General features: G+C 59.4%; 24 protein-coding genes. 22 read left to right on the top strand and 2 right to left on the bottom strand.

The window, feature by feature from the left end:
- The first annotated feature begins 111 nt into the window (after positions 1–111).
- Together HMPREF1206_RS03345 and HMPREF1206_RS03350 are read left to right on the top strand one after the other, a co-directional pair.
- Complete coding sequence (locus HMPREF1206_RS03345) at positions 112–1,419, top strand: cell wall metabolism sensor histidine kinase WalK (protein WP_016421978.1); 1,308 nt, start codon at positions 112–114, stop codon at positions 1,417–1,419.
- Between the two features lie 3 nt (positions 1,420–1,422).
- Positions 1,423–2,118, top strand: coding sequence for a response regulator transcription factor (locus tag HMPREF1206_RS03350; protein WP_016421979.1), 696 nt, complete (start codon positions 1,423–1,425; stop codon positions 2,116–2,118).
- 51 nt (positions 2,119–2,169) lie between these two features.
- On the opposite strand, the gene HMPREF1206_RS03355 is transcribed toward HMPREF1206_RS03350, so the two are convergent.
- Positions 2,170–3,102 (bottom strand): hypothetical protein, encoded by a 933-nt coding sequence (locus HMPREF1206_RS03355; RefSeq protein WP_016421980.1) that lies wholly within the window; start codon positions 3,100–3,102, stop codon positions 2,170–2,172.
- Between the two features lie 34 nt (positions 3,103–3,136).
- Between HMPREF1206_RS03355 and HMPREF1206_RS03360 the strand changes: the two genes are divergently transcribed.
- The 5 genes from HMPREF1206_RS03360 to HMPREF1206_RS10925 all read left to right on the top strand — a co-directional run bounded on the left by HMPREF1206_RS03360 (position 3,137) and on the right by HMPREF1206_RS10925 (position 7,191).
- Complete coding sequence (locus HMPREF1206_RS03360; RefSeq protein ID WP_161798518.1) at positions 3,137–4,075, top strand: Ppx/GppA phosphatase family protein; 939 nt, start codon at positions 3,137–3,139, stop codon at positions 4,073–4,075.
- Between the two features lies 1 nt (position 4,076).
- Positions 4,077–5,480, top strand: a complete 1,404-nt coding sequence (locus HMPREF1206_RS03365) for a hypothetical protein (RefSeq protein WP_016421982.1) — start codon at positions 4,077–4,079, stop codon at positions 5,478–5,480.
- A 102-nt stretch (positions 5,481–5,582) separates the two neighbouring features.
- Positions 5,583–6,392, top strand: a complete 810-nt coding sequence (proC, locus tag HMPREF1206_RS03370; protein ID WP_016421983.1) for a pyrroline-5-carboxylate reductase — start codon at positions 5,583–5,585, stop codon at positions 6,390–6,392.
- Positions 6,393–6,655: 263 nt separating this feature from the next.
- Entirely contained in the window at positions 6,656–6,847 is a 192-nt protein-coding gene (locus HMPREF1206_RS03375) for a helix-turn-helix domain-containing protein (RefSeq protein WP_005509751.1), read from the top strand.
- A gap of 242 nt (positions 6,848–7,089) precedes the next feature.
- Positions 7,090–7,191 carry a 30S ribosomal protein bS22 gene (locus HMPREF1206_RS10925; RefSeq protein ID WP_003855542.1) on the top strand — a complete coding sequence of 34 codons (102 nt, stop codon included), beginning with the start codon at positions 7,090–7,092 and terminating at the stop codon, positions 7,189–7,191.
- Positions 7,192–7,429: 238 nt separating this feature from the next.
- On the opposite strand, the gene HMPREF1206_RS03380 is transcribed toward HMPREF1206_RS10925, so the two are convergent.
- Positions 7,430–8,554, bottom strand: coding sequence for an HAD family phosphatase (locus HMPREF1206_RS03380; protein ID WP_016421984.1), 1,125 nt, complete (start codon positions 8,552–8,554; stop codon positions 7,430–7,432).
- Positions 8,555–8,718: 164 nt separating this feature from the next.
- On the opposite strand from HMPREF1206_RS03380, the gene HMPREF1206_RS03385 reads away from it, so the two are divergent.
- The 15 genes from HMPREF1206_RS03385 (at position 8,719) to rfbB (ending at position 25,817) form a co-directional block, all read left to right on the top strand.
- Positions 8,719–8,961 (top strand): glutaredoxin family protein, encoded by a 243-nt coding sequence (locus HMPREF1206_RS03385; protein WP_016421985.1) that lies wholly within the window; start codon positions 8,719–8,721, stop codon positions 8,959–8,961.
- 224 nt (positions 8,962–9,185) lie between these two features.
- The gene (locus tag HMPREF1206_RS03390; protein ID WP_042388369.1) at positions 9,186–10,628 is read left to right on the top strand and encodes a glutamyl-tRNA reductase; all 1,443 of its coding nucleotides are present in this window, start codon (positions 9,186–9,188) and stop codon (positions 10,626–10,628) included.
- Positions 10,629–10,643: 15 nt separating this feature from the next.
- The gene (hemC, locus tag HMPREF1206_RS03395; protein ID WP_016421987.1) at positions 10,644–11,576 is read left to right on the top strand and encodes a hydroxymethylbilane synthase; all 933 of its coding nucleotides are present in this window, start codon (positions 10,644–10,646) and stop codon (positions 11,574–11,576) included.
- Positions 11,577–11,780: 204 nt separating this feature from the next.
- Complete coding sequence (locus HMPREF1206_RS03400) at positions 11,781–13,448, top strand: bifunctional uroporphyrinogen-III C-methyltransferase/uroporphyrinogen-III synthase (protein ID WP_016421988.1); 1,668 nt, start codon at positions 11,781–11,783, stop codon at positions 13,446–13,448.
- A gap of 47 nt (positions 13,449–13,495) precedes the next feature.
- Positions 13,496–14,554, top strand: a complete 1,059-nt coding sequence (hemB, locus tag HMPREF1206_RS03405; RefSeq protein ID WP_016421989.1) for a porphobilinogen synthase — start codon at positions 13,496–13,498, stop codon at positions 14,552–14,554.
- A 45-nt stretch (positions 14,555–14,599) separates the two neighbouring features.
- The gene (locus HMPREF1206_RS03410; RefSeq protein WP_016421990.1) at positions 14,600–15,244 is read left to right on the top strand and encodes a hypothetical protein; all 645 of its coding nucleotides are present in this window, start codon (positions 14,600–14,602) and stop codon (positions 15,242–15,244) included.
- Positions 15,241–15,621, top strand: coding sequence for a hypothetical protein (locus HMPREF1206_RS03415; RefSeq protein WP_016421991.1), 381 nt, complete (start codon positions 15,241–15,243; stop codon positions 15,619–15,621). The genes HMPREF1206_RS03410 and HMPREF1206_RS03415 overlap by 4 nt, the downstream gene beginning before the upstream one ends.
- Positions 15,622–15,640: 19 nt before the next feature.
- Positions 15,641–18,232, top strand: coding sequence for a cation-translocating P-type ATPase (locus HMPREF1206_RS03420; protein WP_016421992.1), 2,592 nt, complete (start codon positions 15,641–15,643; stop codon positions 18,230–18,232).
- A gap of 35 nt (positions 18,233–18,267) precedes the next feature.
- The gene (gene hemL / locus HMPREF1206_RS03425) at positions 18,268–19,614 is read left to right on the top strand and encodes a glutamate-1-semialdehyde 2,1-aminomutase (RefSeq protein ID WP_016421993.1); all 1,347 of its coding nucleotides are present in this window, start codon (positions 18,268–18,270) and stop codon (positions 19,612–19,614) included.
- 7 nt (positions 19,615–19,621) lie between these two features.
- Complete coding sequence (locus tag HMPREF1206_RS03430; protein WP_016421994.1) at positions 19,622–20,332, top strand: histidine phosphatase family protein; 711 nt, start codon at positions 19,622–19,624, stop codon at positions 20,330–20,332.
- A gap of 55 nt (positions 20,333–20,387) precedes the next feature.
- A complete protein-coding gene (locus HMPREF1206_RS03435; protein ID WP_016421995.1) occupies positions 20,388–21,002 on the top strand; it encodes a TlpA disulfide reductase family protein in 615 nt (204 codons plus the stop codon).
- Between the two features lie 23 nt (positions 21,003–21,025).
- The gene (locus HMPREF1206_RS03440) at positions 21,026–21,886 is read left to right on the top strand and encodes a cytochrome c biogenesis CcdA family protein (RefSeq protein ID WP_042389096.1); all 861 of its coding nucleotides are present in this window, start codon (positions 21,026–21,028) and stop codon (positions 21,884–21,886) included.
- Between the two features lie 14 nt (positions 21,887–21,900).
- Positions 21,901–23,589 carry a cytochrome c biogenesis protein ResB gene (locus HMPREF1206_RS03445; protein WP_016421997.1) on the top strand — a complete coding sequence of 563 codons (1,689 nt, stop codon included), beginning with the start codon at positions 21,901–21,903 and terminating at the stop codon, positions 23,587–23,589.
- A 172-nt stretch (positions 23,590–23,761) separates the two neighbouring features.
- Positions 23,762–24,772, top strand: a complete 1,011-nt coding sequence (gene ccsB, locus HMPREF1206_RS03450) for a c-type cytochrome biogenesis protein CcsB (RefSeq protein WP_016421998.1) — start codon at positions 23,762–23,764, stop codon at positions 24,770–24,772.
- A gap of 52 nt (positions 24,773–24,824) precedes the next feature.
- The gene (gene rfbB, locus HMPREF1206_RS03455; protein WP_016421999.1) at positions 24,825–25,817 is read left to right on the top strand and encodes a dTDP-glucose 4,6-dehydratase; all 993 of its coding nucleotides are present in this window, start codon (positions 24,825–24,827) and stop codon (positions 25,815–25,817) included.
- Positions 25,818–25,823 lie beyond the last annotated feature (6 nt).

The raw sequence follows: 25,823 nt of genomic DNA on the forward strand, positions 1-25,823 counted from the left end.
GCCGATAAGGGGCGCAGCCAAGTGGGGCTGTGCTCCTTGGTCTATTTAGAGCTAGCTAGCGCACTGATTTTCAGCGCGCGCGGATTGTGAAAAGAGCTTAGGGTAAGACCCGTGTCAAAAATCATTATCGCCGCTCTATTAGGTGCTGCGGTTATGGCAGCTGTGCTGATTCTTGGTGGAGTTGTCTCGGGTGCCTATAACGCCGCTCGGCGTCAGAAGAGCGACGAGGAAAGTTCAATAACCACCATGGCGCAGGTCATGCACCTGGCCATTCAGAAGTCTCCGACGGGTGTGGTGGTCGTTGACATCTCACGTGATTTGATTTTGTCGAACTCCATGGCGCACAAGTTAGGGCTGGTCTATGAGCGCCGCCTCAATGACGTGGGCTGGGAAGCTGCGCTCAAGGTCTTTGACTCGCAGGAGGACCAGGAGCTAACGCTGGTGCTGCCGTCGCGCCGGGCGGGGGCGCCGGACACAATTGTCCGCTGTCAGCTAACTCCGTTGTCACTGGTGGACGACCGTTTTGTGGTGATTTATGCGGCGGATGTCTCCGAACAGGCCCGTATGGAGGCCGCGCGACGTGACTTTGTGGCTAACGTTTCCCACGAGCTCAAGACTCCGGTGGGGGCCATCAGCCTCTTGGTCGAGGCGCTGAATGAAGCTACCGACGACCCGGTTGCCGTGCGTCACTTTAGTGAGAGCCTGACGCAGGAGTCCAAGCGGATGTCGACCATGATTACGGAACTCATCTCGCTGTCGAAGCTGCAGGGGGCAGAGCCGCTGCCGGACATGTCTCCCGTGAAGGTTGAAGAGATTGTCCAAGGAGCTGTGCGTCGTAACCAGATGCTCTCGGAGCAGGCGGGTATTGAAATCACCGTTGACTGTGAGCCGGATTTGGTGGTTGAAGGTGAACGCAGCCTGCTGATCACCGCGGTGTCCAACCTGATTTCAAATGCGATCAACTACTCGCCAGAGGCCACGCCTGTATCTGTGACTGCGGTCAAGGAGGATAACGACACCGTCGCTATCCGCGTCACTGACCGCGGTATCGGCATTTCCCAGGCGAATCAGAAGCGTATCTTCGAGCGCTTCTTCCGTGCGGATAAGGCACGCTCGCGGGCGACAGGCGGTACCGGTCTGGGCTTGGCAATTGTTAAGCACGTCGCAGCGAATCACAAGGGAACCGTGAAGCTGTGGAGTCGGCTGGGCACAGGATCGACCTTCACCATTGAGCTCCCGCTGATGGAAAAGAACGGTTCCGCGTCGAATGATGGCGATGTATCTGCACGTTTGCCAATCGGCCACACCCAGCCTGCGGGTAAAATTGCGGCTAAGAAAAACGCGCAGCGCGGTACGGGCAAAACCCGTGGCAAGGATAAGGATTCCCAGAACAAGGATTCCAAGGAAGGAATGAAGTAATCCGTGACTGAGGTACTTATTGTCGAAGACGAGACGGCTTTGGCGGAGCCGCTTGCGTTTCTGCTGCAGCGCGAAGGATTCGAGGTGCGGATGGCCGCTGACGGCCAGGAAGCACTTGCAGAATTCTCCAAGGCAGAACCGGACATTGTGCTGCTGGACCTCATGCTGCCAGGTATGAGTGGCACCGAGGTCTGCAAAAACATCCGCTTAAAGTCCTCTGTCCCAGTGATTATGGTGACCGCCCGTGACACTGAGATTGACAAGGTCGTCGGCCTCGAAATTGGTGCGGATGACTATGTGACCAAGCCGTATTCCTCTCGGGAACTTATTGCCCGTATCCGGGCTGTGCTGCGCCGCGGTCGCCACGACGACTCCGACGATGTCGAGGATATCTACGAGGAGGTCTTGCGCGGCGGCCCGGTCGTGCTGGACGTCGAGCGCCATGTAGTCACCGTTGACGGCGATGATGTCGCAATGCCGCTCAAGGAATTCGACCTGCTGGAGTACTTGCTGCGCAACCGTGGTCGTGTGCTAACCCGTGGCCAGCTCATCGACCGCGTCTGGGGCTCCGACTACGTCGGCGACACCAAGACGCTGGACGTACACATCAAGCGCCTGCGCTCCAAGATCGAGCGCAATCCTTCCTCGCCGGAGTTCCTGGTCACCGTTCGCGGCTTGGGTTACAAGTTCGAGGACTAGCTCAGCAGACTGCTGCCGACAATCTCCGCCGTCGGTCTGAGAAACCCCGACTTAAACCTCGTCCGGCGCCAGCCCCTCGGCCGCTGCGCGTGTGGCCGGGTGAATCGCCAGCAGTGGGTAGCCACTCGGCCCGAAAGCCTTGGCCGCGCCCGCTATTTCTCGGGCACGGCAGTGCTCCGCCAGAATTTCGTAGCACTCTTCGCCGATGAGCTCTATTAGCTCGGACTTGTGCGTGCGCCACACCGGCTCGCCACCGGTATGTGTGGCCGGCGCGCCCGTGCAGAACCATTCAAAGTCCTCGCCGCCATCGCCCCAGGCACGACGATCGTATTCGGTAATGGTCGTGCGCAGAATCTCCTGGCCGTCCGGGCGTTCCTCCCAGTCCTCCAGTCGGCGCAGCGGCACCTGCCAACACACATCCGGCTTGACCTTTACGGGGTCAATGTCGTTGGCCATCGCCCATTGGTGGATGGCACAGCCCGCACCATTGCGCCATCCGTCACGGTTGGCAAAAATGCAGGCATTCTTCACGACCTTCGTTTTCAGAGCAGGCTCAGGCTCTCCGTTTTCGTCGTCAAGCTCGTCCCACACTAACCACGGTTCCAACGGTTCGGAGGGGTCGGTTTCGTAGGTTTCAAGCCACTTCAGAGTTTGTTCGGGGCGGTTCTGCCACCACTGGGGCTCTGCGGAGTCGCCTTCCATTCGCTTTACGACGTCAATAACCCTCTCGCGGTCTTCTTCGTCGGTGATAAAGGCGCCATGGCCACAGCATCCGACATCCGCGTTCGCGGAGTCGATGCCCTGGCAAGCGGAGGTGCCGAAAGCGCATTGATAGGAGCTCATCAACCAGGTTAGGTCGCAGGTGATGATATGTTCTGGGTCCTCCGGGTGGGCGAACTCGAACCACTCGCGGGGAAAGTCATAGGCGACTTCAGCGGGAGACGGTTGCGGTCCACGACCGGGGCGGGGGTGGGGTTGATTCACACCAATACACCGTAGACCGTCTAACCTACTAAGAGTGAGATTAGGTGTATTAGATGTAGGTAGTAATACCGTCCACTTGGTGATGGTGGACGCCCGCCGGGGCGGACATCCGACTCCGATGAGCGATTCCAAGTCGACGATGAAGCTGGTCGAGTACCTGGATAAGGACAACAACCTGTCCAAGAAGGGCATTGACAAGCTGACGGGCTACGTCGCTGAATCCAAGGAATTGGTTGAGCAGATGAAGTGCGAAGAGATGATTAGCTTCGCCACTTCAGCTGTTCGCGATGCCACGAATGCGGACGAGGTTCTCGCCCACGTTGAGAAAGAAACTGGCATTAAGCTGCAGATTCTCTCCGGTGAGGATGAGGCTCGTCTGACCTTTTTGGCAGTACGGCGCTGGTACGGCTGGTCTGCTGGTCGTCTAATCAACCTGGATATCGGTGGCGGTTCTCTTGAGCTGACGTCGGGTACTGATGAAGATCCGGAGGCCGCGTACTCGCTGCTGCTCGGTGCGGGACGGTTGACCCACGAGTGGTTCGAGACCGATCCGCCGGAGCGCAAGAAGATTGACCTGCTGCGCGATTACATTGATGCTGAGCTCGCTGAGCCAGCTCGTCATCTGCGTACGCTTGGTGAGCCGGACTTGGCTGTCGCCACCTCGAAGACTTTCCGCACTCTCGCTCGCCTGACCGGTGCGGCGCCTTCCGCTGCTGGTCCCCGGGTTAAGCGCACTCTGACTGCCGCTGGTTTGCGCCAGTTGATTGCGTTTATTTCCCGCATGACGGCGGCTGACCGTGCTGAACTTGAGGGTGTTAGTGCGAATCGTTCTCACCAAATTGTCGCAGGTGCTCTCGTTGCAGAGGCTAGTATGCGAGCATTGGGATTAGAGAAGGTCGAGATTTGTCCTTGGGCGCTGCGTGAGGGCATTATCTTCCGACGACTGGACAGTGACCTATACGGAAAGGGTTGAGATGAGCGAGGAAAAGCTCACCGTTGCCGAACTGCTGGCGCGGCGGCAGAAGGAGGGAGCCCCCTCTGAACCACCGCGGCGCCGCCGTCGACGCAGCCTTGAAGAAGGCGGTGTGTCTGTTCAGGAGCTCACCGGCTCAATCCCTCGTGTAAAGGCCGACGAACCGCGACGTGGTGCTCACGCTCTTTCCAACGCAGACGACGATCAGACGACTACGAGTGATTTGCTTGCCGACGAAGCTGCGGCCAACGCCGCCGAAGAAGCGCAGGCAACCGAACCGGAGGTAGAAGCTCCGGAGCACTCGGAGGCTGTCGCTGAGCCAGTGGTAGTTGCTGAAGGGGCGGATTCGTCGGAGCATGAGGTTCAAGCTGAGGCCGAGGCTGAAGCTGCTGATCAGGAAGAAGAGGAGTCGGAATTAGCTGAGGCTGACGCCGAAGTAGCTGACGCCGAGGTCGCTGAGGCCGAAGCTGACGAGGTTGCCGAAGTTGCTGAAGAACCGGTTGCACCGGTTGCACCGGCAGCTCCGCAGCAGGAGCAAGCCGCGCAGAGCACACCAACTGCGCAGCCAGCAGCCCCTGCGGTGCCATTGGCAATTCCGATGGAACCCCGTCCGGTCATGGTCAACTCCGAGCGTTCGGAGATTACCTACACCTTCACCGAACTGCGTGACATGGCAGACGAGTCGCAGCAGCTTGGGGAGCCGGGGCCAGTCGCTCGTGCGGTACTCACCGGTTCCAACGCTTACGACGACCGTCCGACTGCCTCCATTCCGGTTGTCCAGGACAATGTCGACGAAGAGTCCGAGGCATCCGCTGAATCGGATGACGTCGACGGTGAACAATTTGCTGAGGCTGAAGCTGCTCAGGAAACCGCTACCTTCGAGGCTGCCGACGCTGACGCCGATACCGGTGCCGCTTCCAAGGCGGCAGTGGCAGCCGCTGTCGCTCCTGAAGTTGCACAGGCAGAAGACGCACAGGCCGATATCGAGCAGGCCGAGGACGCCCCCACTGAGGCTGCACAGGTCGAGACCACACCGACCCAGGCCGCAGCTGACGAGAAGCAGGCGGAGCCCCGGGACGTCGTTAAGCGTGAAGAATCCAAGAGCTCCAAGGGCAAGGCCGTCGCGCGCGATGGCTACGCCGAGGACAATTCCCTCTCGGTGCCGTTGCTGCTAATCCAGGTCTTCGTGGGTCTGATTGCTGGTGCATTGGTGTTCCTGGGCTTCACCATGGCCTGGTCGTCGCTGCCAAAGATTGTGGTTGTCATCATGGCTCTCGTGGTCGCTGGTGGCTTCGCGGGAATGGCGAACTACCTGCGCCGTGAGAAGGACAAACTGACACCGATTCTCGCAGGACTTGTCGGTTTGGCGCTGACATTTGGCCCCTGGATTCTCTTCCAGTTGTAGTGGGGTCAACAGAATAATCATCACCTGATGCAGGGGTCGGAAGCGTAGTTTTCCGGTCCCTGCATTCGCATGTGTGGGCCAGTTTTGGCACACTTAGCGTCCATGACAAGAATTGCTGTAATTGGTGGCGGAAAGATTGGTAGCGCACTCGTCGGTGGTCTCATCGACGGTGGTGTCTCGCCCTCCTCGATTTATGTGGTGGGGCGCACCAAGGAGAGCCTGGCCGGTCTGAAGGAGACCTACGGCATTGTCGATGCCGACGACCCAGTAGGGGCCGTCGACGGTGCCGACGTGGTGTTCTTGTGCGTAAAACCGTACTTGATTATCGACATGCTCGAGCAGATTGCCGACGTGCTCGATGACTCTGAGGTCGACACCATTGTGGTGTCGATGGCGGCTGGCATCACGCTGGACAAGATGGAAAGCGTCTGTGCTGTCGGTACTCCGGTGATCCGCGTCATGCCGAATACCCCGATGCTGGTGGGCAAGGGGGTCTGTGCAGTCGCGCCGGGCCGCTTTGTCACGGAGAGCCAGACCGACGAGGTTGTCGAACTGTTGAAGAAGGTCGGCAGCGTTGAGGTTGTCGATGAGTCGCTGATGTCTGCAGTCACTGCAGTCTCGGGCTCCGGTCCGGCTTACTTCTTCCAGTTCGTCGAGGCGATGACCGACGCGGGTGTGAATCTGGGCCTCAAGCGTGATCAGGCTAAGCGTCTGGCGTCGGCTACGGCTGCTGGTGCAGCCGAGATGATGATGCAGGAAGGCGCGGACCCGACTGCGTTGCGTGCCGATGTCACCTCTCCGGGCGGTACAACCGCTGCGGCCACCCGAGTTTTCGAGGAAGAAGGCATTCGTCGCGCGGTGCATCGTGCGCTGCAGGCTTGCTATGACAAGGCCAACGAGATGGGTAAATAAGCATTTCGCCGAGTAGAGGCGGGTGTACAAGTAACCCCAATATTTGGGGCATTGGAAATGGTCAGCGGCAGTAGCTAATCCGATACGCAGGGACGATGGGTTAGTCACAACTGTCACACCATTCGCCAATGCCCCTATTTTTTATCAAAAATCGCACCGGCACCTTGCCTACCGGTAGGATATGAAAAGCACGTGCGTGTCACGATTTTCTGCAGGAGGGGAAGCCTGCAGCGCGTCGCGTGCGCTGAAGGGAATATTTACTAATGCAGAATGCAGATAAAGGCACCTTTCTGACCGTTGCAGAAGTTGCTGACATCATGCGCGTATCCAAGATGACCGTCTACCGCCTGGTTCACGCTGGCGAGCTGCCGGCAGTGCGCGTTGGCCGTTCTTTCCGCGTCCATGAGTCCGCAGTCAAGGAATACCTGGACTCCTCCTTCTACAACGCGGGTTAATTTTTTCTGCCTTTAAGCGGGGCTGTTTGACCTGAACGCATATGTCCCCGCTATGATTAATCCGATTAGTACATGGTGCTGTGCTGCGCCCCTGTTTCCTATCGTCTTCAAGTCATGAAGTATCTAGCTGTGAAGGCGGAAGGAAAAAGGGCGTGACATCTCGGCGGTTGTAAGGCCGCATTGAGTACGCCGCCATTGTGCAAGAAAAGAAATTTCCGTCAACGAATAGCGAGGTCGAGCCGATGGGTTCCGTCATTAAGAAGCGTCGCAAGCGCATGTCGAAGAAGAAGCACCGCAAGATGCTTCGCCGTACCCGCGTGCAGCGTCGTAAGCTCGGCAAGTAAGCCAGCATTCCTGCCGTTATCGCAGGAGCGCGCGTGCTGCGTCGCGTACACGTTTTAAAAGCAGAACCCGCCCGGTCTCGTTGAGATAGGGCGGGTTTTGTCGTTGGGGGCTAATCACGGGCTGCCGATTACGGGCTGCAAATGTGAAACTGTAGGAGTTTATGACACTTTCATGCCATTTTTCGAGCCATTTTTGTCATAAACGCAGTCACTAACTCTCGAGTGCGCCTAGCAGCGTTTAACTTTCCTTGTTCGCGTCCCACAGTCGCTTGCCGACGAGTCCCGCGCCCCCGACAGCTCCTGCCAGCAGTGCTCCGATCGAGAGCCACCGCATCGTGGCGAAGGTTGCGGAGCGAAAGTGGCGATAGTCGTAGATAGTCCACCCCATCTTCTGGGCGTAATTCCGCAACTTGCGGTCCGGGTTGATGGCCACGGCGGTGCCCACCATGGACAGCATGGGAATGTCGTTGGCGGAATCTGAGTATGCCGTGCAGCGAGACATGTCCAACCCGGAAGAGGCTGCCAGAGCTGCCACCGCGTGCTTCTTACCCGGGCCGTGGAGAATATCGCCTACCAGGCGGCCAGTGAACTTGCCATCTTTGACCTCGGCGACCGTGCCAAGGGCGCCGGTCAGTCCGATGTGCTTAGCGATAACCTGGGCCAGCTGCACCGGGGTGGCGGTGACCAGCCAGACCTCTTGGCCAGCCTGGATATGTAGTTCCGCCAGATCGCGGGTGCCCTGGTAAACGCGGTCGCTGATCTTTTCTTCAAAGATTTCTTCGCCGAGTTTGACCATTTCATTCACATCGTGGCCGGCGAAAAACTCCAATGCCTGTTCACGGGCCTTAGCTACGTCGGCAGCGTTTTCCGCGCCTGAGATTCGGAATTTCAGCTGCTTCCAAATCATGCCGGCCAAATCACGCTTCTTGATGAAGCCGCGCTCGACCAAACCCATGGCAAAGAGGAAGATTGATGCGCCTTGGACAAGCGTGTTGTCCACATCGAAGAAAGCGGCTGCGCCCTGATCGCGTTCGACACCTGGAATGGGCTGCGAGAGCACACGGGCACCGCCAGCGGCATCTTCGGCACCAGCTACACTGCGAAATCCCGTAGCCAGTTCTTCGCCGCCGACGTCGTAGACTTCGCCGAGAGCTTCCAGTGCATTGGCAGCCGCTGCAGCACCAGCTTCCTCCTGTGCTTCGTCATTGAGCGGAGCGAGAACTACCTGCTCGAGGAAGTTGCGGACGTTACCCTGCGAGGACGCAAGGTCACCCAGCATGTCGATGGGGAAGGGGGAGCGGTTGTCGGCACTGAACTCACTCACGGCACGAAAATCTCTTTCCACGGTGTATGCAACCGACATCCGTTATCGGAAGCTCTTGTTGAATAGTATCCGGTCTTTAGGCAAAGCTGCGCGCTGAGATTCAAGGAGCGGATGGGGCAAGGATAAGAAGAGTCACTTTTGCAGGGGAAGTGTGGGGAGGGGGACGTCGTAAAGCGAAACAGTCGACCTTTAGACTGGCCGTTATGGTGACTGTGACGGTGATGAGTAGGAAGACGTGCGGTTCGTGCGCCCGAGTGATTGCGCAGATTGAGCCGCTAGTTCGGGACCAAAATGCGCAGTTCCAGGTGGAAGACGTCGATACCGATCCGAACTTGGCCATGGAATTTGGCGATCGCGTGCCGGTGATTTTGGTCAATGATGAGGAAATCGCTTGCTGGGAAATCGATGATGATGAACTCCTGGAAGCGATAGCGGAGGCCGAATAAGTTCGGGAGACAACTCTGCCGAACTGCTAGGAGCTGCGGAGACATGGCAGAATGTGGAGTAGCGGCAAAGAAGTAGGGGAGTGCTGCGAACATCGAGGTAGAGACTAAGTAAAGTATGCCTTTGTTGTGACGAGATGGCAGAGTTGTCTAGCGTTAACAGTCATAGCTGTGTGAAAAAGCCCGTAGCGGGGCCTGTGAAGGAGCAATAGAGCGGTGATTGAGCGGTGAGTGTGCTTCTCGTCGGAATGTCGTACCGGTCTGCACCGGTGACCCTTCTTGAAAAGGTCTCCGTCGGTGAAACTGAGCGAGAGGCCATTTTGGCTCGGCTGGTCGCGGATGAAGCGATCAGCGAAGCGATGCTGTTGTCGACCTGTAACCGCGTTGAGTACTACGTGGTGGCCAACGGCTTCCACTCTGGCCTATCGGCCGTGGTCCGTGAAATTGTCGGTCGTACTGGGCTCGAACTCGATGAACTGACACCGCACCTCTATGTGCGGTACGCACAGGCCGCAGCGGAGCATGCCTTCTCGGTGTGTGCTGGTCTTGACTCGATGGTGCTGGGGGAACAGCAGATTATCGGTCAGCTTCGCAATGCTTACCAGGAAGCGGACGAAGCCGGCACCGTCGGTCGCATGCTGCATGACTTGGCGCAGAAGGCGCTGCACACAGGCAAGCGAGTCCACAGCGAAACACTGATTGATAATGCGGGCGCATCGATGGTCTCCGTGGCCATCGACGAGGCGATTGCTGCGCTGCATCCTGGGTTCAACTCTGGTGTTGACGTCGCTGAGGGTACCGATATTCTGGCCGGACGTTCGGCCCTTATCCTCGGCGCCGGTGCGATGAGTTCGCTGGCCGCCAGTTACCTGGGGCGCTGCGGCATTGATCGTCTGATTATTGCCAACCGCACCGTTGACCGGGCGCAGAACCTGGCTAACCACTCGATCGAAGCGGGCATCCCCGCTACTGCTATTGCGTTGCATGATTTCGCTGATGTCCTCGATGATGTGGACATTCTCGTCAGTGCCACCGGAGCCATGACTCCAGTGGTCTCAGCTGCAGATGTTGTCGACCACGGCCCGCTCGCCATCGTCGATTTGTCTATGCCTCGCGACGTCGCGGAGGATGTCTCCGGGCTTGAGGGGATCGCACTCTTCAACATCGAATTGCTGCAGATGACTCGCACGGAGGTTCCGGGTCGTGATGATGAGGCTGCAGCGCGCGACATTGTGGCCGAAGAGTTGGAGTCCTACCTCACGGCGCAGCGCGCAAGCGAGGTAGCACCGACTGTTCGCGCTCTGCGTGAGCGCGCGGCGGATGTGGCGGCGGCTGAGCTCGCTCGCCTGGAGGCGAAGACACCGGGTCTTACTCAAAAGGAACGTCGCGAGGTCGAGTCCACGGTTCGCCGCGTCGTCGATAAGCTCTTGCACGCGCCAACGGTTCAGGTCAAGAAGCTTTCTAGCCAGCAGGGTGGTGGCAACTACGCGCTTGCCCTGCAGAAGCTCTTCGACCTGCCCCTATCCACCCCCTCTGGCCTGTATGCTGACACCGATATCCCCGCAGATCTCATGGTAGAGGGCCGAATTGGGCGGATGCAGGGATTTGAGCAGTATGGTCTTGACAGTAGTGCCATCATTGAAGGCGTTGCTGAAACCACCAAAAATTAACACCCGGAGGGAAACATGCCTGACCCAGCGACTATTCGTATCGGTACCAGGGGCTCGGAACTGGCCACGACACAGGCCGGTCACGTCCGTGATGCACTGATTGAGCTGGGACAGCCTGCAGAGCTGGTGATTGTAAAGACCGCCGGTGACCATAACCGCCACGACCCGGTGGAAAAGATTGGCATCGGTGTCTTCACCCAGGCGCTGCGTCATGCACTCCGCGAGGGGGTGTGCGACATTATCGTGCACTCGTTTAAGGACCTGCCGACCCTGCCGGAAGACGACATGATGGTCGCAGCCGTGCCGGAGCGCGTCGATCCGCGAGAAGCGCTGATTTCCCGCGATGCCACGCCGCTGATGGACCTGCCTGAGGGGGCTCGTGTGGGTACCTCCGCGCCGCGTCGTGTCTCTCAGTTGCGTGCGCTGCGCTCCGACCTGGAACTTGTACCACTGCGTGGAAACATCGAAACCCGCATGGGGCGCGTCTCTGAGGACTTGGACGCTGTCATTCTGGCTCGCGCTGGGCTGGAGCGCACGGGTCGCCTCGGAGAGATTGCGGAATCCCTGGACGTGGACGTCCTCATACCGGCCCCGGCTCAGGGCGCCCTGGCGCTGGAGTGCCGCACTGCTGACCGCGAAATTGTGGATATTCTGCGCAAGATTGACCACCCGGTGTCCCATGCCCGCGCTGTCGCTGAGCGCGCGGTACTCAATGAGCTGGAAGCGGGCTGTACCGCTCCGGTCGCGGCCTACTCAACCGTGAGCGACAGTGGTGAACTCACCCTGCAGGCGGGGGTGTTCGCACTCGACGGTTCGCGTCAGTTGCTCGAGACCGCTACCGCAAACGTGGATAAGGCCGATGAGCTTGGCCGGAAGGTTGCGGCGGCCCTGCTCGAACGGGGTGCTCATGAGGTAATGGGCGATACCCTGCGGGAATCTCAAAAGTAGCCGGTTAGTTAATTTGGCTCAAACCCTTTATGCTAATAGGCCTGTATGCATGCCGTTGGGATAAGGGTTTCCTTCGTGTGCTCGCATGTGAGATTCAGGTGTCCACCTGCCCCTCACATGCGTTGGCGCATGTCCGCTTTCTTCCTTAGAGACTCATCGGCACGAAAAGTGAACAACCAATAGAAAAGAAATCACTCCGCAACGATGAACACCTCCCTCCCCTCAGCAACGGGACGCATCCTGTTCGTCGGCGCTGGTCCTGGAAATCCCGACCTGCTGACGCTTCGCGCCCGTGAGATTCTCGCAGACACCGCTATCGCCTACGTCGACGCCGATGTCATGCCGGGGGTTCGAGAGCTCGTCGCAACCGATGTGCCTGTTCCTCCCGAGCTGCTGAAGGAAGCCGAGGAAGAGTATGAGCGCATGTGCGCCGCAGCCAAGGCCAAGGGGTCTCGTCGTAAGCCGCCGCGTCCGGCACCACCGACCGCCGCAGATTTGCGCACGCCTATCGACGATCCCAAGAAGATGGCCAACCTGCTCGTCGAAGAAGCCGCTAAAGGCAATGACGTGGTGCGTTTGGTGGCAGGCAATCCGCTGACCAACGATTCGCTGCTGGCCGAAATCAACGACGTCTCGCACGCCGATGTTGAGTTCCAGATTGTCCCTGGCATGTCCGTGCCCTCCACCGTCCCGGCATTTGCCGGTATCGCGTTGGGCTCGACGTACACGGAGACCGATCTCGGTCGCGCCGATGTGGACTGGGACGAGCTGGCCCAGGCACCGCAGCCGCTGGTACTGCAGGCCGTGCAGGACGACCTGTCCGCCATTGCAACTGAGCTCGGCGAACGCGGCCTGCCGTCGTCGTTGCCGGTGTCGGTGACTGTCAACGGTACGACTCGTCTGCAGCGCACCTACGACGTCACGCTGGGCACCTTGGCGCAGCTCTCGGGTGACCTGACCGGTCCGCTGGTGGTCACGCTTGGCAAGGGTGTGGACAATCGTTCGAAGTACTCATGGTGGGAAAACCGCGCTCTCTACGGATGGAAGGTGCTGGTCCCACGTGCCAAGGCGCAGGCAGGCCCGATGAGTGCCCGTCTCGTTGCGCACGGCGCCATCCCGATTGAGGTCCCGACCATCTCAATCGAGCCACCGCGCAGCCCGGCGCAGATGGAACGCGCCATCAAGGGGCTTGTCGACGGCCGTTACCAGTGGGTTGTCTTCACTTCCGTCAACGCCGTCACCGCAGTGTGGGAGAAGTTCCAGGAATTCGGCTTGGACGCGCGCTCCTTCGCTGGGGTCCGCATCGCAGCCGTCGGCCATCGCACTGCCGCTGCCATCCGCGATCTCGGCATCACTCCGGAGCTGCTTCCGGATGACACTCGTCAAAATGCCGCGGGCATTGTCGACGTGTTCCCGGAGTACATCGAGGATCTCGATCCGGTCAACCGCGTGCTGCTGCCGCGCGCCGATATCGGCACTGACGTGCTTGTCGACGGTCTGATTGATCTGGGCTGGGAAGTTGATGATGTGGTCGCTTACCGTACCGTGCGGGCAGCGCCACCGAGTGCGGATATCCGCGACATGATTAAGTCCGGTGGCTTCGACGCAGTGTGCTTTACCTCGGGGTCGACGGTGAAGAACCTGGTCGGTATCGCGGGTAAGCCGCATGCTCGCACCATCATTGCCTGCATCGGGCCGATGGCCGCAGCCACGGCTCGCGAGTACGGCCTGCGGGTAGATGTCGTGCCGGAGCGCGCAAGCATCCCGGAGCTGGTGGATGCGCTGGCAGAGCATGTTGCGCAACTGCGGGCGGCAGGGCAGCTGCCACCACCGCGCAAGAAGCGTCGTCGTTCGCGTAAAACCAAGGACTGAGCAGGGGCGTACCGGAGCGAGTTCGCGTTTTGATTAAGGTTGTCTTTATGACTACATCTGGAGCTTCTGAATCATCCCGCGAAATCGATCTCGAACAGTTTGGATTTCCTCTCCCGATTCGTCGCCCACGCAGGCTGCGCACCAACCCGGTGATGCGTGCGATGACGGCGGAGACGACACTGACTCCGAAAAATCTCATCCTGCCCATGTTTGTTGCAGATGGTATTGATGAGCCGAAGCCCATCAGCTCCCTGCCCGGGGTAGTGCAGCATACCGAGGACTCCCTGGTAGAAGCTGTGCGCGAGGCTGTTGAGGCAGGTATCTCGGCAGTTGACCTCTTCGGTGTCCCGCTGGATGCGGACAAGGACGGCGAGGGCTCTGAGTCCTGGAATCCGGAGGGCGTACTCAACCGTGCCCTGCGTCGTCTCCGCGACGAGTTCGGGAATGACATTTTGATCATGGCCGACACCTGCCTGGATGAGTTCACTGACCACGGCCACTGTGGTGTGCTGGGCACGGATCGCTTCGGCAACACGGTCGTTGAGAATGACCGCACGCTGATTAACTACATCAAGATGGCCGTTGCGCAGGCCGACGCCGGTGCCCATATCGTGTCCCCTTCGGGCATGATGGACGGCCAGATTGCCGCAATTCGCGAGGGCCTGGATGCCGCTGGCCATGAGGATGTCTCCATCATGGCGTACTCGGCAAAGTACGCCTCCGCCTTCTACGGTCCATTCCGTGAAGCTGTGGGCAGCTCGCTACAGGGTGATCGCCGTACCTACCAGCAGGATCCTGCAAACCGTCGTGAGTCCCTGCTTGAAGTGCAGCTCGACGTTGACGAAGGTGCGGACATGGTGATGGTCAAGCCGGCCATGAGCTACCTGGATATTCTGCGCGAGGTCGCGGATATGTCGCCGGTGCCGGTTGCCGCCTACCAGGTCTCTGGTGAGTACGCGATGATTCACGCCGCTGCCGCCAACGGGTGGATTGACCTGGATGCTGCGATGATGGAAGCAGTGCTGAGCATTCGCCGTGCCGGTGCGGAGCAGATTTTGACGTACGCAGCGGTGGACTTGGCGAAGAAGCTGCGCGCCCAGTTCTAATTCGCTCGGGTGAACGTGCAGTAATAAATATCGAGAAGTGGACGGATGACTAAAGAAGAGAAGAAGCCCGCAATTCCCGAGCAGGTCGAGGGAGCTAGGCAGGCGTGGCGGGTTACGGCCGTGTTGCAGCTGCTCGTCGCTGCGGTAGCTACGGTGACCTACTGGCTGCATCCGGAAATGCTGATGAGCCCCTCAACCGCTAAGGAGAATTTCCCGGGTTTCAGCGAGGGCCAGATTGATGCTGCCATGAAGGCGACTATCGTTATCGCGTTCTTTTTCGCAGTGGGGCTTTGCATCGCGTTCTTCGCCATTATCGAGCGAATGCGCAAGGGGAGCGAAGGTGCTCGCACCGTGCTGGTTATCGGCTCGCTTTACCTGGCACTGTCGGCGCTGATGTCCTTCTTCTCTTCTACGGCTTCAGAATCGGGAGTGCCGGCATCCCTCGTTCTTATCAGCGGAATTGTGCGAATCGCCTCGGCCACTGCCGCGGTAGCGGGTCTAGTGCTCGCCGCTTCGAAGGAATCCAAGGACTACTTCGATCATCAGCGCCCGTCGAAACCGTGGACCCCGTCCGCTCCGGAATCGCATCTGCCGAGAGCGTCGAAGCATGGCGCTGATCCAAAGCGGCAACAGCAGCTGGGCCAGTCACAGCCCAAGCAATCCAAGCAGCCTGAGGAGTCCAAGCGATGATGTCCCTGCCGAGTCGGCCCTGGCAGTGGGTGCTCTTCGTCGCGCTCATCGCCCAGATTGTCCTGAGCTTGATACTGGTCACCGGCGACTATTCGCAGGCTCCCGCCGCCGTTGGCCGCGATATCTACATCGTCGCCGGTGTGACGCTGGTCTGCTCGCTTATTGGTAGCGGCTGCTTGCCGACGGCCACTGAGTTCAAACTCTCCCGGAACTGCCTGCTCATCATGGTGATTATCACGGCTCTCGCCATGTTCTTTGCCATTATGGCTGGAGCGCTGACTGTATGGGTTATCGCGCCCAGCCTGGCGATGGCGTGTGGACTACTGTTGCTCTATCGTGAATTAGCGCTCACGCGCGCCAACCAGCCACAGGATTAGACGGAAAGTTTCAAAGGCCATGAGTGACACCGGTGAGTTTGATTTCTCTCTGGACAATCGCGTTGAACAAGCGATTGTGGATGCCAAGGTCGCTGCTCGTAAGGCATTGCCACGAAGCCGTCAGGACATCGACGAAGAAAGTGCCCATCAGCGGCTTGCACACCGCAGAGGCCAGTCCAACACAGCTTTCGCACTCATCCTGGAAAACTTGGAAAACGCCGAGAGCGCTGAGCGTGCTGAGCATGTTTTGGAATCCTTTCCAGATGTGACCGCCTCTGTGGTCTACAAGCCCGGACGCGCGTGGATTACCGCGCCCGATACCATCGATCCGAATCAGTTCATCGAAGCTCTCCGCGAAATTGGGGTCGAGTCGTACCTCACGCGCAGCACGCTTCGGCGTCGTGCAACTCGGCTGGATGTGTCACAACATCGCCGTCCCGCTGTTCCGGCTGCCGCTCAACAGAATGAGGAGGAGCGCATTCGCCGTCGTGAAGCGGCCTTGCGCCGAAGCGGCGGTGGCGCGGAAGTACTGTTCACGGCGCGTGAACTGGTGACCAAGCAACGCTTTTGGGGAAGCCTGTTCCTATCGATTCCGGTGCTGGTGACGTCGTTGAACGTCAACTGGCAGTTCCCGGGTTGGCAGTGGATGTGTCTTGTGCTGACCACGATTGTGGTGTGGTGGGGTGGTTGGCCGTTCCACCGGGCAATGGCGGCGTCCCTGCGTCGGCGGATGTCGGCGCTGGATGGGGCGAGCTCCATTGCCATCCTGCTGGCGTGGCTGTGGTCGCTAGCGCAGCTTATCTTTGGTCCCGCGGGACAGATTGGATATACCACTGCGCCCACTTGGTTTGCTTTCAACTACCGGGAAAGCGCCTCGGCAGAGGTGTTTTTCGACGTTGCGTGCGGCCTGACTGTGCTGTTGCTAACAGGTCGCATGTTTACGCGCTACAACAAGGTGCGTACTGGACAAATCTTGCGCAACCTGCGCATTCCAGCTGAGCGAAACGTGACAGTCGTGCGCAAGAGCGCTAAATCCGCGGAGCCGAAACGGGTGGAGGTGACGGTCGCGGAGCTCAATATCGGTGATGACATCGTGGTTCCACCGCACTCGGTGATTCCGGTTGATGGCTCAGTCATCGGTGGTGCGTCCACGATGGATGCGCAGCTACTCGGTATCGGCGTTGAACCGCAGAAGGTCAAGGTCAATTCCAAGGTTTGGGCCGGTGCAATCAACCTGGATTCGGAGCTCAAGGTGCGCGTGGAACGCACCGGTTTCAAGACCCGGGCGTCATCGATAGCGCGCTGGCTTCGTCAAGCGGTTCGAGAAGAAACGGTGATGCACCAGACCGCAGTGCACTCGGCATCAGAGCTGGTGCCATGGACGCTGTCGTTGGCGGGCGTGGCTTTTTGCGGCTGGTGGCTGGCGACTGGCACGATGAGCGGTGCCCTCGCGGTGGCGCTGGCTATGCTCTCGGGCATCGCGCCGGTGGCATTGGCAATGTCTACGTCGACCGTGCAGCGCATCGGGATTCTGGCCGGTGCTAGTAACGGAATCTTGATTCGTGGCAATGAGACTTTCCGAAAGCTGGCCGCTGCCGATGTGGTGATTTTTAACCGAGTTGGAACGCTGACCGAGGGTGACACCCACGTGCTCGGTGTCGCCGCTGAGCGCAATGAAAATCCGGATCTGGTTCTGCGTGTGGCGGGCGCTCTCATGATGGAGAGCAACCACCCGGCATCAGCGGCAATCGTGCGCGCGTGCCGTGTATCCCGCGACGCCGGTTCCGGCGGTGGCGAGGTGCCGCACTGGATTGAGACTGTACACGTCGCAATTGCGGAAGACGGTGCGTTCGTTGGCCAGGTAGAGATCCCGGTGAAGGACTCGGACGACAAGTTGGAGATGCGCTTTGTTGAGGGGCGTGTTTGGCGTCCGCGTGATCTCACTGCACTCAGCGAGAAAATGGCCGTGGCTGCGCTCAGTGGCGGTACTCCGATGGTGGTGTCGTGGCGTGGCAAGGTCCGTGGTGTCATCACCATTGGTGAGGACATTAAGCCCGATGCGGTCGAGAGCATTGACCAGCTTGAGGATATGGGCGTGGACACCATGATGATCACGCGAGATCCGTATCCAGTAGCCCGTCGTTTTGCTGACCGGCTGAATATCTCACGAGTATTCGCGGGCATCATTGCCTCCCGCAAGGCCATTGCGGTGCGTTCGGTCCACAGTGACGGCGAGACTGTCGTGATGGTTGGCGACAAGGACATCCGGGACTCTCTGCGTGCCGCTGACGTGGGTGTTTTGATGGACAACACCGAAGGCAATCAGAATCTTGATGTTGATTACGCCGATGTCGTGGCACTGCGTAACAACGTGTTGTCGATTCCGGAGGCCATTGAAATCGCACGTGCTGTGGTGCGGATGATGGACTCCAACATCTACTTTGCGTGGTTCTACAACGTTGCGGTCATCCTGCTGGGTATGACCGGTATGATTCACCCGCTGCTGGCATCGCTTTTGATGATTTTCTCCAGCTTGTGGATCGACTGGCGATCCCGTCGAGTGTCCTCTCGCCGCAAGCATCTATTCAGGGTGAAGCTGGGACGTTGGTAGGGCAGGGTAGCCCTTCATCCGAGTGGCCGTCTACGATGGTCACCGTGACTCAAGACATTAATGCTCCTCATGTCCCAGAAAACGTTGAGCTCACCGATCGTTCGGCAGAGTTCTTTACGCAGGCTCAGGCAGTGACGCCGGGTGGCGTGAACTCGCCGGTCCGCGCCTTCGGTTCCGTCGGTGGCACCCCACGTTTCATTGACCACGCCGCGGGCTCTCGTCTCGTGGATGTTGATGGCAACGAATATGTGGACTTGGTCTGCTCGTGGGGTCCAATGATTCTGGGCCACGCGCACCCGGCAGTGGTGGAGGCCGTTCAGAGCGCCGCCACTCGCGGTTTGTCTTTCGGCGCTCCGACGACGGCTGAGACCGACCTGGCTCGTCACATCGTTGAGCGCACGTCGGTAGATGAGGTGCGTCTGGTCAACTCCGGCACTGAGGCCACTATGTCCGCAGTACGCCTGGCTCGCGGTTTCACTGGCCGTTCCAAGATCATCAAGTTCGCCGGCTGCTACCACGGTCACGTGGACGCGCTGCTGGCATCGGCCGGTTCCGGTGTCGCTACTTTTGGTCTGCCGGATTCGCCGGGTGTCACCGGTGCATCGGCTGCCGACACCATTGTTGTTCCTTATAACGACATTGAGGCCGTCAAGGCCGCATTCGCTGAGAACCCGGGCGAGATTGCCTGTGTCATCACTGAGGCGGCAGCGGGCAACATGGGTACCGTCGCACCGCAGGACAACTTCAACGCGAAGTTGAAGGAAGTCTGCCACGCAGACGGCGCACTGCTGATTCTCGATGAGGTCATGACTGGCTTCCGCGCTTCCTACAACGGCTGGTACGGCATTGATGGTGTGGCCGGTGACCTGACCACCTTCGGCAAGGTCGTCTCCGGTGGTCTGCCGGCAGCTGCCTTCGGTGGTCGCCGCGACGTCATGGAGTACTTGGCTCCGAACGGTCCGGTGTACCAGGCAGGCACACTCTCCGGTAACCCGGTCGCTATGGCAGCTGGACTGGCCAACCTGGAAAATGCCACGAAGGATGTCTATGACACCGTCGCAGCCAACGCAGATCGCCTGGCCACGATTCTGTCCGACGCCCTGACCAAGCAGGGCGTGGCCCACCACATTCAGCGTGCGGGCACGATGCTCTCGCCACGCTTCGCTGAGGGCGAGGGCCATAACTTTGAGCAGATGCAGGCAGCGGATACTTTCCGCTACCCGGCTTTCTTCCACGCCCTACTGGCCAATGGTGTCTACCCGCCGGCTTCTTGCTACGAGACCTGGTTCGTCTCCGCTGCGCTGACCGACGCCGACTTCGAAATCATCGAGCGTGCAGCAGCCCGCGCGGCCGAGGCGGCGGCAGCCGCCAAGCCGGAGTAGGTGACACGTGTCGAACAAGACCAATTCGCAGGCCGAGCAGCAGGCAGCACAGCAGGAATCGCAGCCGACACCGCCGGAAAACCAGGCGTCTAAGCGTGCAACAAAGCACGCCAAGACCACGGTCGTACATCTCGTCCGCCACGGCGAGGTTTATAACCCGGATAAGATTCTCTACGGTCGCCTGCCCGGCTGGCACCTGTCTGAGCGCGGTCAGCGTCAGGCAGCGGCCACGGCCGCGTCCTTCGAAGGCCACGACATCCGCTACTTCGCCTGCTCTCCGCTGCAGCGCACGCAGGAAACCTCACGGCCCTTCACCGAGGTAATCGGCATGAAGCCGACCCTGGATGAAGATTTGCTGGAGGCTGGCAACTCCTTTGAGGGTTTGCACATCAAGGGCATTGACTCCGCACTGTGGAATCCGAAGTACTGGCCACGACTGCGTCGTCCGAGCGTGCCCAGCTGGGGCGAGCCCTACGAGGAGATCGCGGACCGTATGTTCCACGCCATCGAGCGAGCCCGCGAGGCCGCCGAGGGAGCGGAAGCGGTGCTGGTGACACACCAGCTGTGCATCATTGCAGCTCAGCGTCGTGCGCGGTACTTGAAGCTCGCCCACAACCCGGCAACTAGGCAGTGCGATCTGGCCAGCGTGACCTCCTTGGTCTTCGTCGGCGACACCATTGTCGACGTGCGCTACAGTGAACCGGCCGGTCACCTGTAAGGTGAATAAATAGTTTTGTTGAAGTTTCACTGACCCCCGGAAGGTGGCACCCCAAGTGGCCAAGGTCTCATCGTCCCGAATTGCAGCAACGCTAGCGGCAGCAACTCTGTCTCTGTCGCTCGCAGCATGTAACCCCGGAGATTCAGTGGGACACGATGCCGTTGCCGTCGGCGGTCAGTTCGAGTTTGTTTCTCCAGGGGGTCAGCAGATCATTGACTACGCACCCGAGGAGCGCAAACCGGTCGGCAAGGTGTTCGGTCCTTCTCTAGAGGACGACGACAAGAAAATCTCCCTCGATGACTTCAAGGACCAGATTGTGGTCCTAAACGCCTGGGGGCAGTGGTGCGCACCGTGCCGATCCGAATCGGATGACCTGCAGTATGTCCAGGAACAGATGGAAGAGCAAGGTATCGGCACCGTTCTCGGCATCAACGTCCGCGACAATGTCCGCCAGGCTCCCATCGACTTTGTGAAGGACAACGGCATCACCTACCCGTCCATCTATGACCCGGCCTTCGTCAACGCCAGCGCACTCGGCGGCATCCCGGCTTCGGTGATTCCGACAACCATCATTCTGGACAAGCAGCACCGCCCGGCCAAGGTCTTCCTCCGCGAGGTCGATCACACCATGCTGATGAAGGCTGTTAATGAAGTGAAGGCGGAGGGCTAGGCCCCAGCATGGGAACTCTTGCCATGGACACGATTTATCTTGCCGATGGCATCGGCCAGCAGTTCGCCGACGCCGCCACCGGCGGTCCCATCCTATTAGGCCTGCTCGCTGCTGCGCTGGCTGGTCTCGTCTCGTTTGCCAGCCCGTGCGTCATTCCGCTCGTGCCCGGTTACGTCTCGTATCTCACCGGTATTTCCGGAGCATCGGGGGCGCAGGGCCAGGGCTTGACGACGGGCACTGCGGACGCAACCGCCGTCGATAAGCGTGACGGCGATGGAGGGCGTGGCAAGCGTTCCGCAACTGCCCGCGTCGGCCTGGCTGCGTTGCTGTTCGTGCTGGGCTTCACTGTCATTTTCGTGCTGGGGTCGGCCTCAATTTTCGGGCTCGTGTCCACGCTGCGTCTGCAGGCGCGCACGCTGACGATTGTCGGTGGCGTGGTGACCATCGTGATGGGACTCGCCTTCATGGGCATGGTGCCGGCGCTGCAGAAGGACACCCGCATGGCGCCGAAGCGCTGGACCACGTGGCTGGGAGCGCCACTGCTTGGCGCGGTGTTCGCGCTGGGGTGGACGCCGTGTCTGGGCCCGACGCTGACTGCAATTATTTCGGTGTCCGCGGGCACGCAGGGTATGACCGCGGCCAGGGGAGTGGCGCTGATTATCGCTTACTGCCTGGGGCTGGGGCTGCCGTTCATTTTGGTGGCGCTGGGGTCGGCACGCGCGATGCGTGGAGTGGACTTCCTGCGTAAGCACTCGCGAACTATTCAGCTCATCGGTGGTGTGGCGCTGGTGCTGGTCGGAATTGCCCTGGTCACGGGACTGTGGGATGTTTTTGTTGCCTGGGTTCAGGCCGCTTTTATTACTGATACGGTAACGCCAATTTAGTGAAAGATTTTTCGATGTCGGTGAATTGGAATAAGGTACGACAGCCCTTCCAGCAGGTCTGGAACTGGTTGACCAGCATGCGCACAGCGCTGATTCTGCTGTTCATCCTCGCTTTCGCAGCGGTTCCGGGCGCCCTGTTGCCACAGCGCTCGCTGAATAAGGACAAGGTCGACCAGTATCTAGCCGCCAACGGCAAGACCGCCGAGATCATGGATAAGCTGCAGCTTTTCGATGTCTTCTCGTCCGTCTGGTTCGTCGCCATCGTGGCATTGCTGCTGATTTCCCTGGTTGGCTGCATTATTCCGCGCACCATCGACCACTACAAGGCCATGAAGACGCCACCGGCCAAGGCGCCGAAACGGTTGGCGCGTCTTCCGCTTCACGACGAAGCCGTGGTCGATGCCTCTGCGGATGAAGTTTCTAAGCGGGTGCGTGAGCGCCTGAACAAGTGGGCGTTGACCGAGACTCCAGCAGATGAAGATCGCGCTGGGGCACGATCCTTTTCCGCGGAGAAGGGATACCTGCGTGAGTTTGGCAACCTGGTGTTCCACCTGGGCATTGCGCTGCTGATTATCATCGTCGGCTTGGGCCGCATGATCTATTACGAGGGTCAGGTCATTTTGCTGACCAACACCGGCACCGAGATTTCTGACGACAACGTCAATAGCGCGGTGGGCGTTCCGTTCTGTAACACCGCTGCTGCGAACTATGACTCGCTGCGTGCTGGCAACACCTTCGACGGTACAACTCTGAACCCGTTCTGTATTCAGGTCGATGACTTCTTCGCCGATTACCTGCCGAACGGTCAGGCCAAGATGTTTACCTCTCATATCCGATTCGCAGAAGAAGAGGATATGCGCAAGCCGGTCGATGAGTGGGAAAAGACCACGCTGCAGGTCAACCATCCGCTGCGCGTCGCCGGTGACCGTGTGTACCTGCAGGGGCACGGCTTTGCCCCGGCCTTTAAGGTGACCTGGCCGAATGGCGAGTCGCGTACGTCGATTGTCCAGTTCCGTCCGGATGATCCGACCTTCTTCCTGTCCTCTGGTGCGCTGCGCTTCGACCCACCAGCAGGCATGTACCCGGACTTGTTCGAGCGCCGCCAGAACCAGATTGCAATCGAGGGACTGTTCGCTCCGACCGCGGAGTTTACTGGTGAAAAGGGTGCTCTGCTGCAGTCCTCTTACCCGGCGATGCAAGACCCGGCCGTGGCTGTCGACATCTACCGCGGCGACGCGGGCTTGGACACCGGTCGTTCGCAGGGGCTGTTTTCCCTCGACCGCGATCTGATGCACTCGGGTCAGCTGGCTAAGGAAGCCCGCGTCAACCTCAAGCAGGGCGAATCCACCGAGCTTGCCGACGGCACCAAGATTGAATTCCTCGGTGCGAAGGAATTCGTCAACTTGCAGGTTTCGCACGATCCCACGCAGTTCTGGGTGCTGGTGGCAACTGTGGCCGCACTGGCGGGCATGGTTCTTTCGTTGGGCATTAAGCGCCGACGTGTTTGGGTGCGCATGTTCCCGCTGGAAGATGGCCGCACTCGCGTTGAGTTCGGTGGCCTTGCCCGCACCGACAAGGCAGGTTGGGGCGAGGAGTTCCAGTACATCGTAGATGACATCCTGGAACGTGACAGTGATGACGAGGATGCTGCTGACAACAATGCTGCGACCGACGAGAGCGCGGACGACAAGGACAAAAGCTAACTGACCACTAAGTCTGGTCCATCTTTACTGCAGGGTGAATGCGCGGGGGCGAGAATTGCGCCTCCGCGCATTTTTGCGTCCCCCGTGTCCCCGGTCCCCTTTTGCTTAGTCCTGCTTTAGTACTAGGGTTTGAAGAAGTATTCCGCTAATTCCACACTTTGGAGCCAAGTACATGCTCGTCAATAAGACACTGGCGCAGTTTTCGGACTGGTCGTACTTCACGGCCTTCGCCTTTTATCTTGTGGCCTTTGTTATTTCCATTGCCTACTACAGTCGTCGTATCGCGGCCGCTGAAGCGAAAAGCCAGGTTGCGGAACGCGAGCTGGTAGCCGCCGGTGCGGGTGAGGGAGCTACCACCGCTAGTGTTGCTGACTCTGGGGAGTCGGCGACGAAGTCGTCGGCAAGCGAGCCTAAGAACCAGGTGCTGACGAACCGACTCGGCGTTGTGACGGAAATGCTGATTTACGTCGGGGTGGCCGTGCACTTTGCATCGGTGCTGCTGCGTGGCCTGGCCGTGCAGCGTTTCCCGTGGGGCAACCTCTACGAGTACGTATCAGTTTCAATCCTCTTTGCTATGGCAATTGCAGCTGGCGTACTGCATCGTGAAACCATGCGTGTGTTCTGGCCGTGGCTGTTGGCTCCGATTCTGGCGCTGATGTTTTACGGTGGTAAGAACCTATATGTTGAGGCTGCTCCGGTGGTGCCGGCACTGCAGTCGATTTGGATTCCGGTTCACGTCTCGATTATTTCTATCGGGTGCAGTATCGCACTGATTTCCGGTGTTGCCTCGATTCTCTACATGCTGCGGATGTACAACCGCGAGGGCAAGGAAAAGGGCTTCCTGGGCAAACTGGTCGCGCCGCTGCCGGATGCTCAAAAGCTGGATGCGATTGCTTACCGCACCGCTATTTGGTCCTTCCCACTGTTCGGTCTGGGCATTGTGCTGGGCGCTATCTGGGCCGAGTCCGCATGGGGTCGTTACTGGGGCTGGGACCCGAAGGAGACCACGGCGCTGATTACCTGGATTATCTACGCCCTGTACCTGCACGCTCGCGCGACTTCGGGTTGGCGTAATACCAAGGCCGCGTGGATCAACATCTTCGGTTTTGCCACCATGGTGTTCAACCTCTTCTTCATCAACCAGGTGGTTTCGGGCCTGCACTCCTACGCTGGTCTGAACTAAGTCTTCACACTTGTACAAAGCCGGCATCGCCGGGTGAACTAGAATCGCTTCCATGCGCGTTCTCGTCACCGGTGGTGCCGGCTTTATTGGTTCCAACTTCGTTCTCCGCACTCTGGCTACACGGCCCGATGTGAATGTCACGGTGCTGGACGCTTTCACCTATGCCGCGAACCCTGCGAGCTTGGATGGCGCGGACTGTGAAATCATCCGCGGCGATGTTCGTGACGCGGAGCTGATCGATCGCCTCGTGCCCCGCTTCGACGTGGTCGTCCACTTCGCCGCAGAGAGCCATAACGACAATTCGCTGGTGGATGCCGATCCCTTCGTCACCACTAATGTCATGGGCACCGTGAATCTGGCCAAGGCTTGCGCCACCCACGACGTCCGCCTTCACCACATCTCCACCGACGAGGTCTTCGGCGATCTCGCTCTCGACGATCCAGCACGCTTTACGACGGCCACCGCGTACAAACCCTCCAGCCCCTACTCGGCCTCCAAGGCTTCAGCGGATCACTTTGTCCGGGCGTGGGTGCGCAGCTTCGGGTTGGTTGCGACGATTAGTAACTGCTCGAACAACTACGGGCCGAGGCAGCATCCGGAGAAGCTGATTCCCCGCCAGATCTGTGGTCTGTTGCGCGGTCGTAGCCCTCGCGTGTACGGCACTGGCGAGAATGTTCGGGACTGGATTCACGTCGATGACCACAACGACGCGGTCTGGGCAATCTTGGATTCTGGCGAGGTGGGGGAGACCTACCTGATTGGTGCCGATGGCGAGCGTTCCAACCTCGACGTGGTCGGAGACATCCTGGAGGGCTTCGGTCGTGAGCGGTCCGACTTTGTCCATGTCACTGACCGCCCGGGGCATGACCGTCGTTATGCGATTGACCCCGCATCCATCCGCAGCCTTGGCTGGCAGCCGCGCTACCAAGACTTTTCCGCGGGGCTCGCCGAGACCATCGACTGGTATCGCGCCAACGAGTCCTGGTGGGCGGCGGCCTACGATGCCGCTGAGGCTGGCTACGCGGAGCGCGAGCAGGAGTTGTAGTTCGCT

Origin of the sequence: Corynebacterium sp. HFH0082 (assembly GCF_000411235.1) — a bacterium.
Classification (GTDB): domain Bacteria; phylum Actinomycetota; class Actinomycetes; order Mycobacteriales; family Mycobacteriaceae; genus Corynebacterium; species Corynebacterium jeikeium_D.